The sequence below is a fragment of the Xenorhabdus griffiniae genome (assembly GCF_001028135.1).
Lineage (GTDB): Bacteria > Pseudomonadota > Gammaproteobacteria > Enterobacterales > Enterobacteriaceae > Xenorhabdus > Xenorhabdus bakwenae.
In genome coordinates, this window is the sequence record NZ_LDNM01000117.1 from 1 (window position 1) to 16,706 (window position 16,706).

Sequence of the window (16,706 nt, forward strand, 5' to 3'; positions counted from 1 at the left end):
AGATGCCTACTATAGCAACTGACCGCCTTTTTCAGAAATTGCACTTATCATGCGAATCCAAGGGGAGTTAAAATAAAAAAATTATTTTTCTTTGAGTTATGGTGAATTGCTTTATATTTTTTAAAAATTTCATTATGTTGTTTAACTTTGAGAAAGTGATAGGTTTAATAATTTATTTAGTCATGATCTACGATTTTAAAAACTTATTTTAGTGGCCTTGTTGAATTTACCTCAATGTAAAATCAAGTGTCAGCATGACATTAGGCTCTATACCCGCTGGTATGGAGCCAACTGAATTGGCATGATTGATAGCATCGAGGGCGGCATTATCCAGTGTGCTATTGCCGGAGGAATTCACTACTTTGGCAGCGGTTAATGTGCCGTCATCCAGCAGGGTAAAGTTAACTGTGACTATACCTTGTTGTTTCATTCTCTTTGCTTTGCGGGGATAGCGTTTATGGCGTTCAATTTCTTGCCGCAGTCTTGCATAGTAATTGTCCACTTCGCTATTTCCTTGCCCCACCAAAGGTTTTGATGTTGCCGCGCGGCTCATACTGCCTTCTGAATTAACCTGATCGCTACCGTGCGTTGCCTGCTCTGTCTGATTGTCTTTCTGTACCTGCGGTGATTGGGTGGGTTTCTTTGCTGCCACTTTTTGCGGTTTTTCTTTCTGCTGCTTTTGGCGTTTCTTAGGTTTATCGGCTTCTGGCGGTTTTGCTATCTTATTTTCAGGGTGAATGGCTTTATCCAGTACGAGTTCCGGTTTTGTTGATGATTCCGGTGCCGTCAAAAGTGGGGAGGGAGGAGAAACAGGCTCCGGCTTGTTTTCCCACAATGGGGCGGCAACCATCGTTATAGATAGCCCCATAGTAGAAGCGTTATTGTTGATATGAGGTGCCGTGTCATCATCATATGAAGCATGTCGGTTAAACAGCCATATCAGACTGGTATGCAATAAAATAGCGATCAGGATACCACCCAGCACTCTCCTTCTGGGCATCAGTGGAAAACAGATGGCTGGATTGTCTAATATGGCTGTGTTGGTCATACGATCCTCGAATCAAGTCTCTAAAACTGGCTGGTCAGGCTGAGTTTAAAGGTTCTGCCCGGTGCTGGAATCATCGAACGCGTTAGCGGATCGAGATAATAGCGGTTGGTGAGGTTTGTGCCGGTCAACTCTACGGAGATAGCCGGAGTGATTTGATAGCTGATATAGGCATCAACCGTAAACACCGGATTCCAGCGCATTGGGTTATTGGATTGCCCCTCATAAATATCGGGCAAGGCACTCATCAGCCATTTTTCATCTTTGTTTTCAGCTTTGCTGTGATAGAGCATTCGGCTGCCTAGCTCCAGTTTTTCATCAAACAGGCGGCCGCCGACGGACAGGTTAGCTGAGTATTTAGGCTGGATAGAGGTGCGTAAAAAACCGCCAGGGAAACCGCCGTCAATACATTCAGGTATGCCATAACGATTCTGGGAATCCAGTCTCATGGCCGAGTTACTGTCACATACCTTATTTTTCATGTTGTAAACCAACCCCATCTCGGCAAAGAAGCCACCGTTGTCATAACGTGTCTGGAGTTCCAAACCTGCCAGTTTCTGTTTGTCCAATTGAGAGAATTTATAGGTAGTGTCCCTGTCGAACACATTCTCAATGAGGGTGTTGTAATAGGAAAGTTTGATATCGGCATGGCGTTCAGCGTCGACTAATTGGCTGAAATCGTAGACTAAGCCGACTTCCGCAGTTTTGGCACGCTCAGGCTTGAACTTATAACCTATTTGGTTGGTTTTAGAGCCTGAAAAACCGATGGTATCTTCAAAAATACTGGGCATTCTTACCGCTTCGGCATAGCGGGCGTAGATACGGAAATCGTCAGTGACATAGGCTGTAGCAGAGAAAGTGGGTGCCCAAGCGTGATCCTTACGTTTTGGAGCAGGTTCCCAGGGATCGTTAACATCAGGGCCAGGTACGCCATTAGCGTCAGCTCCCGCATCGTATTCATATTTATAGACTTCTTTGCCGCTTATTGGATCAATAACCTTTTCATTCATGTTTAATTGGCCATTGAAATAGGGGTTACCGCTTTTACTGAGCTTGCCATTGCTAGGATCGTATTTCCAAGTGAATTTTTTTAGAACCATATAGCGTTGTTGTTGCCCATCACGATCAAGAATAGGGTTAGTTGATAAACCTATTTCTTTTAATTTATTAGTCAATTCCTTGCGTTCTTTTCGGCTCAATTTTCCATGCAATCTTTTCTTGAGATACTCAGATTCTTCGACTGTCGGTGTTTGGTAATAACTCATTTCATGGCCAATGGTTTCCCGTTGTTTCTGATAATTGTTATCTCTTACGACACGCCGTTCATTAAGCAAATCGTCTTGGGACCAATAAGAAACACGTTTGGCTCCAGCATTCAACTCCAGCCATGAAGCGGGCTGCCAGTTAAAGTTAAAGGCGAGGTTGATTTCCTGACGTTGTCCTTTCCGTGCCGGTGACTGGAAGAAATATAGGTTAGTTGAATTATAATTATCATTGGAATCGAGGCGTTCCCGTTGGAAATTCCCCATTAAGGTCAACTCTAAGCTCGGGTGTAGGGTAAATTTATTGGAAATATCGACACCCCAACGATTGTTTTGAGAATGGGTGAGAGCGGTATTGATCAATGTGCCATCGATATTGGCGTTTCTGCGGCCAATACCATCTTCCCAACGCCAGTCTCTGTCGACAGGGGAGCGCGGATATCCTCCGGCGGTGTTGGTATTGCTGGTGGTGCGAGTTGTCCATAAGTTCATGTCGAAGTCGATATAGGGGTTATTCTCAGGCTGCCATTTATAGCTCAGGTTGGCTGCTTGCTGATGAACTTTCGCTAATGGCCATTGAGGAACTTTATTTTCTTCGGGCTTAATCCAGCCCAGGCGTGAAGGCATAATATCGCCGAACTCCATGCGCGTATTGCGAAAGCCTAATAGTAATGTTTGATTATGGGTGAAACGCCAACTGTTTTTAATTAATACAGAACGCATTTCACTGGAAGTGTTGGGAACTTCATTACCGGGACGATAGATACGAGCAGCAAAAGGCAGATAGGGGTCCAGCGTTGTCCTGACATTCTTCATGAGTTCCCTGTCGTTTTCCGTAATGGGTTCATCATAGCGATGGGCGCCACCTTTTCCGGCAAAATAGTTACCCTGACGACGGTATGCATAGGCCAGCATTAGGTCAAAATATTCCTGCCGTGTTCCTAATGCGAGACGGAAGGCATTATCTTTGAAGCCAAACAGTTTATTGTCTTTCGATGAATGAGGCGTAATCTGCAACTCTGGATCGGTTTCAATCTTATTTTGGATAAAATCAGGAATATCGCGGTAGTCCTGCCCCAATGGTAGGGACGGTGTACGCTCTCTCACTGAGTTACTACTGGTTTCCAGCTTAGTATTGATGCCGAAAGTTTCTCCTTTCGGCACTACATCATCAATGGTCAATGTTTTGATGGATACTGCACCACCGATAGATCCTTTAACTCTACGGTTCAGAGAAGGGCCTTTTTCGATTTCAATGCTACTGATTAGGTTTGGATCGATGTAATTACGGTTATTGGCGCCATTATAACCACGCCCGACGGTAATCGCCTGTTCTGTACCATCAATGGTGACGGGAATTCGCCCCTGTCCCTGAACGCCACGGATATTGATATCCAGAGCACCACTATTGCGGGCATCACCGCTATATACACCGACAGCACCTTTAATTAAATCGGCGGGAGAAGCACCCTTGTAGCGCTCTATCTGTTCTTTGCCAATATATATATTGGCGATATCCTTGTCATAGACTGCATCGTAACCTTCTTCATCTTTAGCGCTGTTATCCGTGACACGGATCTTGCCCAGATCCGTCTTGCTGTTTGAGGTGGTGCCCGTAGGTTTGGATTCGGCAAACAGGGGGGGGGCAGCCAGTGACAATGCCAGTGACAATGCAATTGTGATGGGGGTGAACTGGGTTCTAACTCGGTATGCCATTGATGCCTCCATTTTGATTAAAAATATTTTTCCAGCCTGATCAGCACTTCGTTTTTGTTATAGCTGTACATCCAACTCACATTGCTGTGATTGCGTCGATGGCGGAAAGTGAAAGAAGGTGTCATGCTCCATATTTCAGCGGCGGGCACTTTAATGACAGCGCTGTAAATCTGCTCATTATCTTGCCGTGTGGCATTCAACATCGGGCTGTAAGCGCCAAAATGACGTTTTTTCAGTGTGGCGAACAGTGAGCCGTTGATTCCGGGATAGATCTGTCCGGCAATCCCTGTCCGAATTCCCCATTGCTGGTAGCGATCCACGGCATACAGGTCGTTGTCGCGGTAAACCCAATCGCCGCCGCCAAACAGGACAACGTCTTTGCTAATGGAATGGAACAGCGTGAAGTAGGCTGTGGTAAGGCTGCCATCTTTCCGGCGGAAACTTGGCTGATGACGTAGCTGTTTGTGCTCTAATTCAACCTTCATGGCTGTTTTGGCCGTGAACGCCCATCGCCATTCTGTTTTGGCGCCTGCCGCACGGTAATAGGGTTCACCTGCTCGTTGTTTATATTCAAATAAGGAACCAAAAGAGAAATCGTGACTTTTGCTTTTATAGCTGTATCCGCTAACCAGCTGAAAAGTATTTTCGTTCTCAGCGTGGTAATCACGATAGTTTTCGCCGTAAATCAGGCCACGGCCGAAAATGCCGTGATGGCCGCTAAGTTGATAGCGCCGACTTAATGTTGCGTCATAAGACATACCCCATGCTTTGATGGGCTTTGGCACCTGCATTTTATAGCGTCTTTGATTTATGAGATCAAAATCGTAATGGGGAGTTTCCTGATCAGGAGACATATTCACATTATCATTATAAGCGTAACCGGCTGAGAAAGAGCCGCGCCAACCGTTTCTCAGATCTATCGCTTCCAGATAGCTGTTAATATTTTTCAATACGACTTCGGGTAGCTTTTGTGCTTTATATAATCCACTAAACAGTTGCTCGGCTTCCCGATTTTTATGATCCTCAAAATAGACGCGGGCCAGTTCCAGTTCGATACGGGGAAAATCGGGCTGTTGATTCAGAACTTGTTGATAATGATAAGCAGCGAGATCTAAATCTCCCTCAAAACGTGCCAGCCCACCCTGAGCAAAATTGACCAACATAACATCATGTTCCGGCAATTTTTGATAAGCCGCCAGAAAGCGTCTGACATCTGACCATTGTTGATGATTAATAGCCAGGAATAGCGCTTGGCCGATATCATTAATATTGTTTTCGACCTGAAACGTTTGCCCATTAATAACAATCAGTGAAGCATTATTTTCAACAAAAATAGGATCTGGCGTAATCAGGTTGGTTTCATTTTCCTGTTGATTATGCTGTGCTTCTTGCCAGATTGTTCGTGGAGTATCTTCATCGGCATAAACGGGTAGGGAGAGGCATAGCGCCACCAGTGCCGTTGATAATATTGGCGTAATTTTATTGTCAGACATCGGGAAACCAGATCACAAAGCTCACGTTATTAGGAATAAAATAAAAACAGAGAACAGGCCAAAAATGGCACTGTTCTCTGAAAAATTAACGATTACTGTTTAGAACCACCGAAAGCGGTATTTTTGGAATTGTCATCAGCAAATGTGGTATATCCCGCAATGCTGGAAGCACTATCACCAAAGAAGTGACCTTGAGTTATCCCATCAAGAGTACCGCTCTTGGCATCACCCTCAAAACTGGCATCATCATAAATATCCGCATCAATATTTATTGTCATTGCGGTATTTTCCATGGAACCGACCAGCGTTTTCTCACCGAAGTCTGCGGTAAATGTACCGGCCAGAGCATTGTCACCACTGTACTGGTTAATACCTGTTATCGTGTAAGTTGCTGTACCGTCGGTTGGAATATTGGTGGTGATATCCTTGCCTGCATAGTAAACGGTATGGGTACTATCCCCGGCTTTACCGGTTTGAGACCATTCACCAAAATAAACATCCGCATTAGCAACTTTACTGAAATGGAATACACCCATCCCGCCGTGAGAGCCTGGTGCACCCGCCATTGAGATATTGTGAATACCATTGCTGTCAGCAGGAGCCATGCGAGTCAAGCCAGCAAAGCCTGTGATTTGGCCGCCATAAACGGAACTAACACCAATACCAGGCTCATCGCCTTTGCCACCGTGTGGCCCTAAACTTGGCTGAGTTTTGCCAACCTTAATGTGTGGTGTAGTTGCTTGCTGGCTCTGCCCAAAACCAACTTCTGCCTGAGCCTGTGCCATCAATCCCAATGTGCCTAAAGCGGCGATTAATACGTTTAACTTTTTCATCATTATCCTCGTTCGGAGTGGGGGATCCCTCGTTACCCAATCTTAAAAACGGCCTGATCTATTGCGCGAGAAAAACGTACACTGTTCAAATGATAATGTAAATGATAATTATTATTATTTGTTTCACTAATGATAGGGTTTATTAGTCAATATCTTTTTTTATTTTATTGATTTTTATTTTATTTTTTTGCATTTTGGGTAAGGTTTGATCTATCTGCTTTTTTTTTGAAAATGTGAGGTTGGTAGATTTTATTCACTGAGGTTATTTTGTTATTAACAATATAATTAGCATTAAAAAAGTTTCTAATGTAATTAAATTGATGGGGGTTGTTTTATTGCTCATATCATTAAATAAAGTTAATGCATGTATTTTATAGGGGGAAATATTCATCTCCTGTTGTGGAAAATAATGAGTTATGGTGAAATTTGAGCGCAAAGAACCAAGCAAATAAATGTTTACTCATATCTTTATTTTCTGCGTAGCAGGAAGCTGCTATCTAAAAGAATAAAGGGTATATCAGTTTTCATATATCTATCTGGCTGAAAAAAGCCTAATTGGAGATGCATTATGGAAGCAAAAATCATTATTCAGTCTGCTGAAGAAAGAACAGATCTTGGTGATGAGGTAGAGGAGCTTATTGATAACAATTGGCCTCTGTTTATGAATTATGATGCAGTCGCTGAACAACACTGGCATAAATTATATGAGCCTGGTTTCAGTCACTTTCAAAAATTTGCCATTCTGCAACAGGGAAAAGAAGAGCGTCTTATTGGCTTACTGAACTCAATTCCTTTTCCTTGGGAAAATCATTCGTTAGATCAATTACCTGATGAAGGATGGGATGCGGTATTTGATGCGGGTGGGAGAGCTAAAGGAAAGGTGCAAGCCAATCTGGTTTCTGCCCTGAGTGTGACGGTTGATCCTGCGTTTCGGGGGCAAAATATTCCGGCTTTATTGATTAACAGCTTGAAACAGACTGCCAGAGATGAGCGGTTGCAGGGGCTGGTTGTGCCTGTCAGGCCGAGTCTGAAAAGCCAATATCCCCTGCAAGACTTCATCGAATATTGCGGGTGGAAAAATGACAAAGGTGAACCGTTTGATCCGTGGGTCCGTACCCATTGCCGATTAGGTGCCAAAATCATCAAACCTGCCCTGCGCTCCATGGATATTTACGGCACTTTGGATCAGTGGCAGGAATGGACAGGCATGAAGTTTCCGCAAAGCGGGGAATACGTCATTCCAGGTGGCCTGGTGCCATTAGTGGTAGATGTTGAAAAGCAGATGGCTTATTACATTGAGCCTAATTTGTGGATGTACCACAGTCTGGATTAAAAATATTTCTCTAACTGTATCTGTACTTCGTTTTTATCATAACTGTATAGCCAGTTGACATTACTGTGATTGTGGCGATGGCGGAAAGTTAAAGAAGGGGTCATTCCCAATATCTTCGCAGCAGGGAATTTAATGGCAGCAGTATAGATCTGCTCATTATCTTGACGTCTGGCACCTAATAACGGGCTGTAAGCGCCGAAGCGTTGTTGCCTCAGTGTGACAAACAGCGAGCCATTAATATGGGGATAGATTTGTCCTGCTATTCCCGCATTGACTCCCCATTGTTGATAACGAGATGTTGGTTGTCGATTATGCTGATAGCTCCAGTTGCCACCACCAAACAGAATTAATTTTTCACTGATGGCGTGAGACAGGCTGAGATAGGCTGAGGAAAGTTCGCTATCGTTCTCACTGTAACGCGGTTTGTAACTTAATTTTTTATGTCCAAGTTCAGCATAGAGAGTGGTATCTTCACTGACTGCCCACTGCCATTCCATTTTAGCGCCGATGGCATGGTATCCGGTATTTTCTGCATACTGTTGATATTCAAACAGAGGGCCAAAGGAGAAATCCTGTTTTTTGCTTTTATAACTGTAGCCACTGAACAGCTGGAACATATTTTTATTTTCGTCATGGTCATTGCGATAATTTTCACCATATATCAGACCACGGCCAAAAACGCCGTGATGGCCGGCAAGTTGGTAACGTCGGTTTAAGGTTGCGTTGTAAGTTCCCCCCCATGCTTTGATAGGCTTAGGCACTTTCCGTTCAACGACGCACGTTCCCTCTTTGTAAAACAGGCAGATCGGTTTTTGGTTTGGTGACATATTAATATTATCGTCATAGATATAGCCTAATGAAAACGAACCGTTCCAGCCATTTCTTTGGGTTACTGCCGCCAGATAACTATCGATATTCTTCAATACCATTTCTGGTAACTGATATTGTTCACTGATTTCTTTAAATAATTGCGCGGATTCTTGGTTTTTGTGATCTTCAAAATAAAGACGAGCCAGTTCCAGTTTAATGCGGGTAAAATTCGGTTTTTGACGTAGGATTTTTTGATAATAAGAGGTAGCAAGCGCTAAATTCCCTTCAATACGAGCCAAGCCGCCCTGGGCAAAATCAATGAGAAACGGATCATACCCGGGAATTTTTTGATAAATCAGCATAAGACGTCTGACGTCTTGCCATTGCTGATAATTAATGGCAAGGTACAGCGCTTGACTGATCTTCTTAAGATTATTTGCACCCTTAAGTTCTTGTCCTGGAATGACGGGCAATGAGGTGACCTCTTTTGTAGAGATAGCGTTTGGTATAATTAAACTGGCTTCATTTCTCTGTTGGGTGTGTTGTTGATGATATCGTGTTTCTTGCCAAATTTTGTGGTTAATATCCTCATTGGCACAAACTGCTGGGGAGAGAAATGAGTTCAGAATGAATATTAATAATATGAGTAATATTGGAAATATTCTCTTTTCAATCACTTTTTTTTGATCAGACATAGCAAACCCGCTTTATAAGATCCCTATTTATTTGAAATAAAAAGTTTGAAATAAACAGCTTGAAATAAACAATTTGAAAATAAATAGGGTAAAGAAGATGAAAAGGAAAACAGTGCCTAGATGACACTGTTTTCTGGGGAATTAATCATTAATCTTTAGCACCGGCGAAAGCCGTATCTTTGTTTCTGTCGCTATCAAATTTGGCATACCCTGCCAGAGCGGAGGCGGAATTACCGAAGAATTTTCCATCAGTCACTCCATTAGTACTACCGTTGGCTGTGGCTTTACCTGAAAAGCCGCCATTGCCATTGATATTGGCATTGATACCAATATTGAGTGAGTTATTGCTCAGTGAACCATTCAATTTTTTGGTCCCGAAGTTTGCGACGAGTTTGCCGGAGAGGAGATTCTTGCCGCTATACTGGCTTAGGCCTTTTACCGTATAGGTTGCAGAGCCACCCGTTGGCAGATTGGTTGTCACATCTTTGCCTGCGTAAAAAACAGTATGAGTAACATCTGATTTATCGGGTGTTTTTTGTGCCCATTCGCCAAAGTAAACTTCTGTATTGGGAACCTGACCGATATCGACATACTGATCCTCAGCACCACATGCTGCCTGAGTCACTTCGTAATGATAGATGCCATTATTATCGAGCGTGGCGCGCTTTTTCAGTGCGGAGGCAGGAAATAATCCGCCTTTTAGTGTAGGCAACGTGATGCCCAGGGCAGGTTCACCATGTTCCTCTCCGATTACAAGATGTGGGTCGGTTTCTTGCTGGCTTATACCATACCCAACTTTTGCCTGAACCTGTGTAGTAGTAAATCCGAGAACGCCTAATATGGCGATTACTATATTGACCTTTTTCATAAGTAGCCTCACAGCGTGTTGAATGTCTTGTTATCCTGTTATAAGAGAGTCCATAACTTTTGAAGTTCTGCGCAAAAAACATACAGAGAATAAAATGTATACTGGATAAATAGTGGTGTAAATGATAAGTTATTATTATGTTTTGTGTTTGTTGAGATTCATTGATTGCGCAAATTAAGTTTTACGTAAATCAGAATCTAATACTTTGAAATAAAAGGTAAGAGTAGTAAAAAAGATGAAGAAAAAAACAGTGCCTGAATGACACTGTTTTTTGGGGAATTAATCATTAATCTTTAGCACCGCCGAAAGCCGTATCTTTGTTTCTGTCGCTATCAAATTTGGCATACCCTGCCAGAGCGGAGGCGGAATTACCGAAGAATTTTCCATCAGTCACTCCATTAGTACTACCGTTGGCTGTGGCTTTACCTGAAAAGCCGCCATTGCCATTGATATTGGCATTGATACCAATATTGAGTGAGTTATTGCTCAGTGAACCATTCAATTTTTTGGTCCCGAAGTTTGCGACGAGTTTGCCGGAGAGGAGATTCTTGCCGCTATACTGGCTTAGGCCTTTTACCGTATAGGTTGCAGAGCCACCCGTTGGCAGATTGGTTGTCACATCTTTGCCTGCGTAAAAAGCAGTATGAGTAACATCTGATTTATCGGGTGTTTTTTGTGCCCATTCGCCAAAGTAAACTTCTGTATTGGGAACCTGACCGATATCGATATATTGGTTCTCTATTTTGTATGTTTTACCATTGAATGCAACGTGATAGATGCCATTGTTATCGAGCGTGGCCTTCTTTTTCAGTACGGAGGCAGGAAATAATTGGCCTCCTAGTATCGCTACATCCACCGTGACGCCCAGGGCAGGTTCACCGTTTACCTCTCCGATTATAAGATGTGGGTCGGTTTCTTGCTGGCTGATACCATACCCAACTTTTGCCTGAACCTGTGTAGTCGTAAATCCGAGAACACTTAATATAGCGATTAATATATTGACCTTTTTCATGGGAAACCTCGCAGAGTATTGAATATTTGATTATCCTGTCATCAGAACGTCCTGAACTTTTTGTGTGAAAAATATGCGCAAAAAATGCACAGCAAATAAAAGGTATGCTGGATAAATGGCGCTGTAAATAACAAGTTATTATTATGTTTATTGTTTGTTATTCTTCATTGCTTGCGAAATTTTAAAATCAACTTATTGAAATTAATTTTATTTTTTATAGTGGAATGAATTTCGGATTGTTTCATTACTTAAATTAAATCACTAACCGTTGAGGATGGGTATACACTGTCCCTCTTCCTGGTTTGCAAAATCCGATCAACGTCAGATTACATTCCTGTGCGACCTCAATGGCGAGTGAGGTTGCGGCAGAAACGGCAAATAAAATTTCGACCCCGCAGTTAGCTGATTTTTGCACCATCTCATAACTGGCACGGCTGGAGACCAACACAGCGCCTTGTTGCCAGCCTGTTTTTGCCCGCATTCCCAGCAACTTATCCAGTGCAACATGGCGCCCAACATCTTCGCAGCCACCAAGTAATTTGCCCTCTGGGTCAATCCAACCCGCCGCATGGGTACAACCAGTGAGTGCGCCGATTTCCTGAACATGCGGTAATTGGGCAAGTGCAATATCAAGGTAAGAGAGTGAAAACGTTTGGGTGAAAGGCAGAGGTGTCATTGGGCGAAAGATCTCTGCGAGTTGTTCTGTGCCACAAATACCGCAACCTGTTCTCCCGGCCATATTGCGTCGGCGCTCTTTTAATCCCGCAAAACGGCGGCTGGAAAGCTCAATATGTAGTTCAATGCCGCCGTGGCAGTTAACTATCGAATCAATCCCCCGAATTTCCTGTGGAGACGTGATGATCCCTTCTGACAAGGAAAACCCGATAGCAAAATGATCGAGATCTTTCGGGCTGGTCATCATCACGACATGGGAAATACCGTTGTAAATCAATGCAACAGGTACTTCCTCAGCGACCCAATCCGGCGTTGGACTGCCCAATGGGGCGCTTTGTTTGGCATTTTTTTGTTGTACATTGGTGCGAGAAACACCATTGATTTTCTCCATAGTTAACTCATTTTCCGGCCTTTTATTTTTCATCAATGAATTCCCCAGTAGTTTGATTCATAATGCTGTTTGTGTGGATAATATATTACCAGTCCGTGTCCTGATAAGAAGCAAATACACCCACGGCATTCCTGTTAGGCGGTGTGTTATTAACCGTGAGTATGCCGAGGATTACACCAATACCAGCCTGATTATGCGGGAAGATTTCTCGTTCGGGGATGGGCTGTTCGAGGCTATGATGCTGAAAATCGCAAGTACGATAAAACGACATGGCACTATGAACCGGATGAAAATGATTTTGCCAAACGTGAAAAAAAACCTGCCCCATCCACGTTGGTATCGCCGTTCTCTGCAAGGTGAAGGAAACCGGAGGCCGTTTTCTCCTCCGGTTTAGTGACTTTTAGTGATTGATAAATGCCTTGAGCTTCTTATTAACCTGCTGTTTATCAAAAGGCTCGAGTGATTCATTCGGGGATAATCCCACAAGCTCTAATTGTTCTGCTTCATCTTCAGTCAGGTGTTTCTTTTTTCTCAATTTGAGTAAATAGTTCCAATTCCAAATGCCACCAGAATCTTCTGCCGGACACATGCCATTACCTGCGGTCACCTCCGGCTGGATAATATCTTTTGGCAGAACTTTCTCTACTGTTATTTGATGGAACCAATCATCGCCAAAGTCATATTGGTAGTTGAATTCATCCCCAACTTCCTCCAGAAATGCACCGATGCGCATTTGGTCATAATGTTCTTCTGGAATGTCGATTCCTGCAAAACCAAAACTGAATAGATGAGCATTTTCCCAACCCATGGCGGTTTGTATCACATCATGAAATTCACTGAGTGTGAGCTGATTGCTGACACGGATCCGGCGCCATATGGCTGGCGTTGCATCAAATAAACTCACTTTGAGAACCAAACCTTGCGGTTCAATCTCTTCTTCTTGCTCCATGTAGAAATATTCAAAACTGAGTTCAGCCAACATATCAAATAAAGCAAATCTCTTGCGATTTAACGCAGGGTCTCTCAGGGCATAAGCCAAATCTAAATATTGCTCTACCAGATATGGCGCTTGTGGTGGCAATCTGTATTGTTCGATTGCAGCGGAATAAGTCAGGCGTCCAATAAACAGCTCGCGGTTTGCATAATAATAGAGCTTCAATAAATCCCTGGGTTTTTTCGCCTTCAACAAGCATTCTTCCGGTGCCAGCCAAGACAGTATTAATGATGAACCCATGGTGATGCCAAGGCGATGTTGATCCTGTCGTTTCGGATTAACCTGGTAATCGAACTGCTGGCTCCAGTGTTCAAGTTCAAATGCTTCTGGCTGTGTCCATTCGACGGGAAGTTGGGACAACCAATAAAGTGAGGTGAGATCGAGCGGTGTGTTTTTATTTTGTTGAACTGAAAGTATCCACGGTAAAATCTGTTGCAGCCAGTCAGGGGAGACCGGAGTATAGTCAACATAAGCTTCATTATTGCCCAACTCTTCAATCAGTTCGGGGATTGTACTCTCAGGGGCAATATTCAGTAAGCTCTCGCGGATACCAGATTTAAAATCCAGCATCATATTCGTTTGATATTCGTGACCATCCAGTGTGATTGTCATCATCATGCTGGCACAGTCATTTCCATCAACGTGAGTAACATATAATTCGTGTATCTTCGCTGTTTCCCGCGCCTTCTTGTGGTGCGACATCGCCTTTTTTTTCCAGCGCTTAAAACAGGTGTGAATGGCTGGATGGCGGTTAAACCGTGCACACAGATTGACAAGTTGCAGGTAGGATAAATTTTCCCATGCAGAGGAAGGGCAATCGTCCAATGCTTGCACACAGGCAAGAGCAATGGGTTCTTCAAAGTATTGGGTGAGTAATAGCAGGGCATCTATACCCCATGAATGCTTGGCGACTTCCGACAATAGATGAGGTAAGGCTTCATGGGGCACGACGGAAAGCCCGCTTTCAAAAAAGTCAATAAATTCAATGCCAGAATGAATTTCAAACTGTTTAAACAGTTGATTTAAGTTTAAGGATTTTTTAGGGAAAGTCGCTATGTTGGTGTTATCAGGATATTGAGGGGCATCCAGTAGCCCAGTGATGTCAGTTTTGATATGAAACTGATTTCTTTTCAGGATTGATACACATAATAATACGCATTCACTATTAATCTCGAATTTTTCTTTGGTATAAACCAAAATTTGTTCAATAACTTCTTCAAGCTGCTGTTTGGCCTCAGCCGGCAATTTATTTGCTGTTAATGCAAGTTCTGCGATGGCAACTTCAAGCCAATGGTTAATGCTATCCCCTATCTCCGTCATCGCTTCCTTAGGCAGCGCTAGCACCAGGCTAATCAACAAGAAGACGTTTTCTGGATCGGAAAACCACCGTATCTGCTTTGGCGTTAAGGTGCGCTGTTTCTCGGGAGTATGGGCATATTTTTCTATTGCAGATAGCAATTTTTCAGGTGTTAATTTCATTATCAACCTCTTCAATATATCGATATTTCAACCAAGAAGAGTGCTGGTTATCACGCTGTCATATCCACCATTCCCCTTTGCGATTATTCAATAGTCTAACCTGAATTTTTGTGAAGGCAGTAAGTTTGTGTTGAAATTTATCTCTGTTATTTCCGGGTTGCTGCTTTGGGGTCTGTAACTTGAAATCGATAGGGTCTGGCAATGCCATTCTCCGCTGGAGATGGCATTGGATGAGCTTCCTGGTCATTCTCAGCAAGACATTTGTCGCACAAGCCGCAGCCTTGCCCGATAGAGCGGGAGCAGTCACCATTTTATTTATAGTATCTTTGACAATCTGTGCTATTTTTCATCGGGTTGGCAAACTGAACTCATGTGTGGAATTCGATAGAGTATGAAAAAGAAGATAATCTCGAGGATTTATCTTGGAGTGTTGTTGATTGCTTCCTTGATATTAGTGTTGGAGAAAGGTGGCGATATTTATCCTGCACTGGTGTCTGTCGGCGTATTCGGCATCCTCTTTGGCCTGGCTTTTTTAGTTTCAGCGCGCTGGTTATTTTCGGCAGTGTTCACTGGCACTTTATTTATCATCCTAAAATTCCTCAACCAGATAAAAATCCATTACTACAAAGAACAATTGATGTTTTCTGATTTGAATGTGATGTTAGATCCATCAAATCAGGAGACTTTGCGCCACTATTGGCTGGCAGGGATCGCTGTAGTGGCTATGCTTATCTGGTTGATATTCAACATAATATTGAGCTGGAAAATAGTCCCTTCTGCGCGTGGGATCAAATGGCGCTTCGCCAGTATCGTTTTGATGGTCGTGAGTGCCTGGGGTATCAATCTCACAGTTAGTGCCTATCATGCTCAATGGCAAGGGGAACTACCGAAGGGGCGGGGAACGGTGACCAATATGGTGATGTCTGCCTCGGATGCGCAATATCAGCCACCGAAATTTGGCTCATCTGCTGATTATTTCTTGCAACAGGCGAAACAGGTGACGTTGCCTGAACCTCAGTCAGAGGTGAAACCCGATGTGGTTGTATTGCTGCAAGAGTCTACTGTCAATCCCCATATTTACCAATTACCTGCCAATGTGCAGTTGCCCGATCTTTACATGTTCCGGCGTGATGCAGGCGTCAGTGCCCAAAGTCCACTCAGGGTACAAACCTTCGGTGGCGGAACCTGGTTATCTGAATTCTCCGTTTTAACCGGATTGAATACGGATGATTTTGGTTCACGTAAAAATGCGGTGTTTTATTTTGTCGTTGATCACCTGAAAAACAGCCTGTTCCGTGCAATGAAAGATAACGGCTATTACACGGTTGTTCTGACACCGTTTAATAAGTCTGCTTACCATGCGGGACATGCTTACAAGACACTGGGTGTTGATCGCATTATCCAACCACAGGAGTTAGGCTATCCCGCTGACATGGATGAGAATTTGTGGAAAATCCCGACACAAGATATGTTGTCTTATGTGAAAACCCTCCTGGCTAAGGAAACAGACAAGCCGATTTTTATTTTCTCTCTCACCATGTATGAACATGGTCCTTATGAAGAGAGCCATCATGATGATTATGGCTTGGCTGGCAACGTTGACTCTGCAACAGCGACAGGTAAGTTTAGCCATTACATGGAAAAAATCGTGGCCTCTGATCCTGCCATCAGGGATTTCAGTGAATTCGTTGCCAAGCGCGACAAGCCTACCGTTTTCCTCTATTTTGGTGATCATCAACCAAACATCAATTTTGAGCACTATACTTCTCCGCTACCTGATCCAGCACATGTGACTCAGTTTACGTTGCGGGATAACCTGAAACAGGGAGCGTCAATAACAACGGGTAAACTGACGGATATCTCCTTCCTCGGCGGAATCATTCTGGAGCGTGCCCGTTTGCCAGCGCCCGCGTTTTACCAAGCAAATATGATCATGCGTCATTTATGTCATGGTGCTTTGAATGATTGTCAGGATAGTGCACTGGTAGAGAGTTATAAGCATTATATTTACCAGCAGTTGGAAGTAGCAGGTAAGGAATAATGTTATCCCTTCTGTCGGTGATGTCGCTGACAGAAGGGATGTGTTATCGATATACTGCG

At 43.4% G+C, this 16,706-nt stretch carries 11 protein-coding genes and 1 pseudogene; 3 read left to right on the forward strand and 9 right to left on the reverse strand.

Annotation, left to right across the window (positions count from 1 at the left end; genetic code table 11):
* Positions 1–226: 226 nt before the first annotated feature.
* The 4 genes from AAY47_RS17495 to AAY47_RS17510 all read right to left on the reverse strand — a co-directional run bounded on the left by AAY47_RS17495 (position 227) and on the right by AAY47_RS17510 (position 6,349).
* Positions 227–1,048, reverse strand: coding sequence for a TonB family protein (locus AAY47_RS17495; RefSeq protein WP_047771514.1), 822 nt, complete (start codon positions 1,046–1,048; stop codon positions 227–229).
* A gap of 20 nt (positions 1,049–1,068) precedes the next feature.
* Positions 1,069–4,023 (reverse strand): TonB-dependent receptor domain-containing protein, encoded by a 2,955-nt coding sequence (locus AAY47_RS17500; protein WP_047771516.1) that lies wholly within the window; start codon positions 4,021–4,023, stop codon positions 1,069–1,071.
* 17 nt (positions 4,024–4,040) lie between these two features.
* Positions 4,041–5,516 (reverse strand): porin family protein, encoded by a 1,476-nt coding sequence (locus tag AAY47_RS17505; protein WP_047771518.1) that lies wholly within the window; start codon positions 5,514–5,516, stop codon positions 4,041–4,043.
* Positions 5,517–5,608: 92 nt separating this feature from the next.
* On the reverse strand, positions 5,609–6,349 hold the full coding sequence (locus AAY47_RS17510; RefSeq protein WP_047771520.1) for a Slam-dependent surface lipoprotein: 741 nt from the start codon (positions 6,347–6,349) through the stop codon (positions 5,609–5,611).
* Between the two features lie 568 nt (positions 6,350–6,917).
* On the opposite strand from AAY47_RS17510, the gene AAY47_RS17515 reads away from it, so the two are divergent.
* The gene (locus AAY47_RS17515) at positions 6,918–7,682 is read left to right on the forward strand and encodes a hypothetical protein (RefSeq protein WP_047771522.1); all 765 of its coding nucleotides are present in this window, start codon (positions 6,918–6,920) and stop codon (positions 7,680–7,682) included.
* Here the strand turns inward: AAY47_RS17515 and AAY47_RS17520 are convergent.
* The 4 genes from AAY47_RS17520 to fdhD all read right to left on the reverse strand — a co-directional run bounded on the left by AAY47_RS17520 (position 7,679) and on the right by fdhD (position 12,166).
* Complete coding sequence (locus AAY47_RS17520; RefSeq protein WP_152669836.1) at positions 7,679–9,187, reverse strand: porin family protein; 1,509 nt, start codon at positions 9,185–9,187, stop codon at positions 7,679–7,681. The two genes, AAY47_RS17515 and AAY47_RS17520, sit on opposite strands and share 4 nt — an antisense overlap.
* A 148-nt stretch (positions 9,188–9,335) precedes the next feature.
* A complete protein-coding gene (locus AAY47_RS17525) occupies positions 9,336–10,055 on the reverse strand; it encodes a Slam-dependent surface lipoprotein (protein ID WP_047771523.1) in 720 nt (239 codons plus the stop codon).
* A 286-nt stretch (positions 10,056–10,341) separates the two neighbouring features.
* A complete protein-coding gene (locus AAY47_RS17530; RefSeq protein ID WP_047771524.1) occupies positions 10,342–11,067 on the reverse strand; it encodes a Slam-dependent surface lipoprotein in 726 nt (241 codons plus the stop codon).
* 253 nt (positions 11,068–11,320) lie between these two features.
* Positions 11,321–12,166 carry a formate dehydrogenase accessory sulfurtransferase FdhD gene (gene fdhD, locus AAY47_RS17535; protein WP_047771526.1) on the reverse strand — a complete coding sequence of 282 codons (846 nt, stop codon included), beginning with the start codon at positions 12,164–12,166 and terminating at the stop codon, positions 11,321–11,323.
* Positions 12,167–12,281: 115 nt separating this feature from the next.
* Here fdhD and AAY47_RS21855 point away from each other — a divergent pair.
* Positions 12,282–12,445: pseudogene (locus AAY47_RS21855) on the forward strand (hypothetical protein); the annotation flags it as partial.
* An 88-nt stretch (positions 12,446–12,533) separates the two neighbouring features.
* On the opposite strand, the gene AAY47_RS17545 reads toward AAY47_RS21855, so the two are convergent.
* A complete protein-coding gene (locus tag AAY47_RS17545) occupies positions 12,534–14,606 on the reverse strand; it encodes a plasmid pRiA4b ORF-3 family protein (protein WP_047771528.1) in 2,073 nt (690 codons plus the stop codon).
* 391 nt (positions 14,607–14,997) lie between these two features.
* Here AAY47_RS17545 and AAY47_RS17555 point away from each other — a divergent pair, with 391 nt between their 5' ends.
* Positions 14,998–16,647 carry an LTA synthase family protein gene (locus AAY47_RS17555; protein WP_047771531.1) on the forward strand — a complete coding sequence of 550 codons (1,650 nt, stop codon included), beginning with the start codon at positions 14,998–15,000 and terminating at the stop codon, positions 16,645–16,647.
* Positions 16,648–16,706: the final 59 nt, after the last annotated feature.

What these genes read in the sequence shown, in the direction of transcription:
- AAY47_RS17495 (WP_047771514.1), bottom strand. Translation starts at nt 1,048, where the DNA reads ATGACCAACACAGCCATATTAGACAATCCAGCCATCTGTTTTCCACTG.
- AAY47_RS17500 (WP_047771516.1), bottom strand. Translation starts at nt 4,023, where the DNA reads ATGGCATACCGAGTTAGAACCCAGTTCACCCCCATCACAATTGCATTG.
- AAY47_RS17505 (WP_047771518.1), bottom strand. Translation starts at nt 5,516, where the DNA reads ATGTCTGACAATAAAATTACGCCAATATTATCAACGGCACTGGTGGCG.
- AAY47_RS17510 (WP_047771520.1), bottom strand. Translation starts at nt 6,349, where the DNA reads ATGAAAAAGTTAAACGTATTAATCGCCGCTTTAGGCACATTGGGATTG.
- AAY47_RS17515 (WP_047771522.1), top strand. Translation starts at nt 6,918, where the DNA reads ATGGAAGCAAAAATCATTATTCAGTCTGCTGAAGAAAGAACAGATCTT.
- AAY47_RS17520 (WP_152669836.1), bottom strand. Translation starts at nt 9,187, where the DNA reads ATGTCTGATCAAAAAAAAGTGATTGAAAAGAGAATATTTCCAATATTA.
- AAY47_RS17525 (WP_047771523.1), bottom strand. Translation starts at nt 10,055, where the DNA reads ATGAAAAAGGTCAATATAGTAATCGCCATATTAGGCGTTCTCGGATTT.
- AAY47_RS17530 (WP_047771524.1), bottom strand. Translation starts at nt 11,067, where the DNA reads ATGAAAAAGGTCAATATATTAATCGCTATATTAAGTGTTCTCGGATTT.
- fdhD (WP_047771526.1), bottom strand. Translation starts at nt 12,166, where the DNA reads ATGAAAAATAAAAGGCCGGAAAATGAGTTAACTATGGAGAAAATCAAT.
- AAY47_RS17545 (WP_047771528.1), bottom strand. Translation starts at nt 14,606, where the DNA reads ATGAAATTAACACCTGAAAAATTGCTATCTGCAATAGAAAAATATGCC.
- AAY47_RS17555 (WP_047771531.1), top strand. Translation starts at nt 14,998, where the DNA reads ATGAAAAAGAAGATAATCTCGAGGATTTATCTTGGAGTGTTGTTGATT.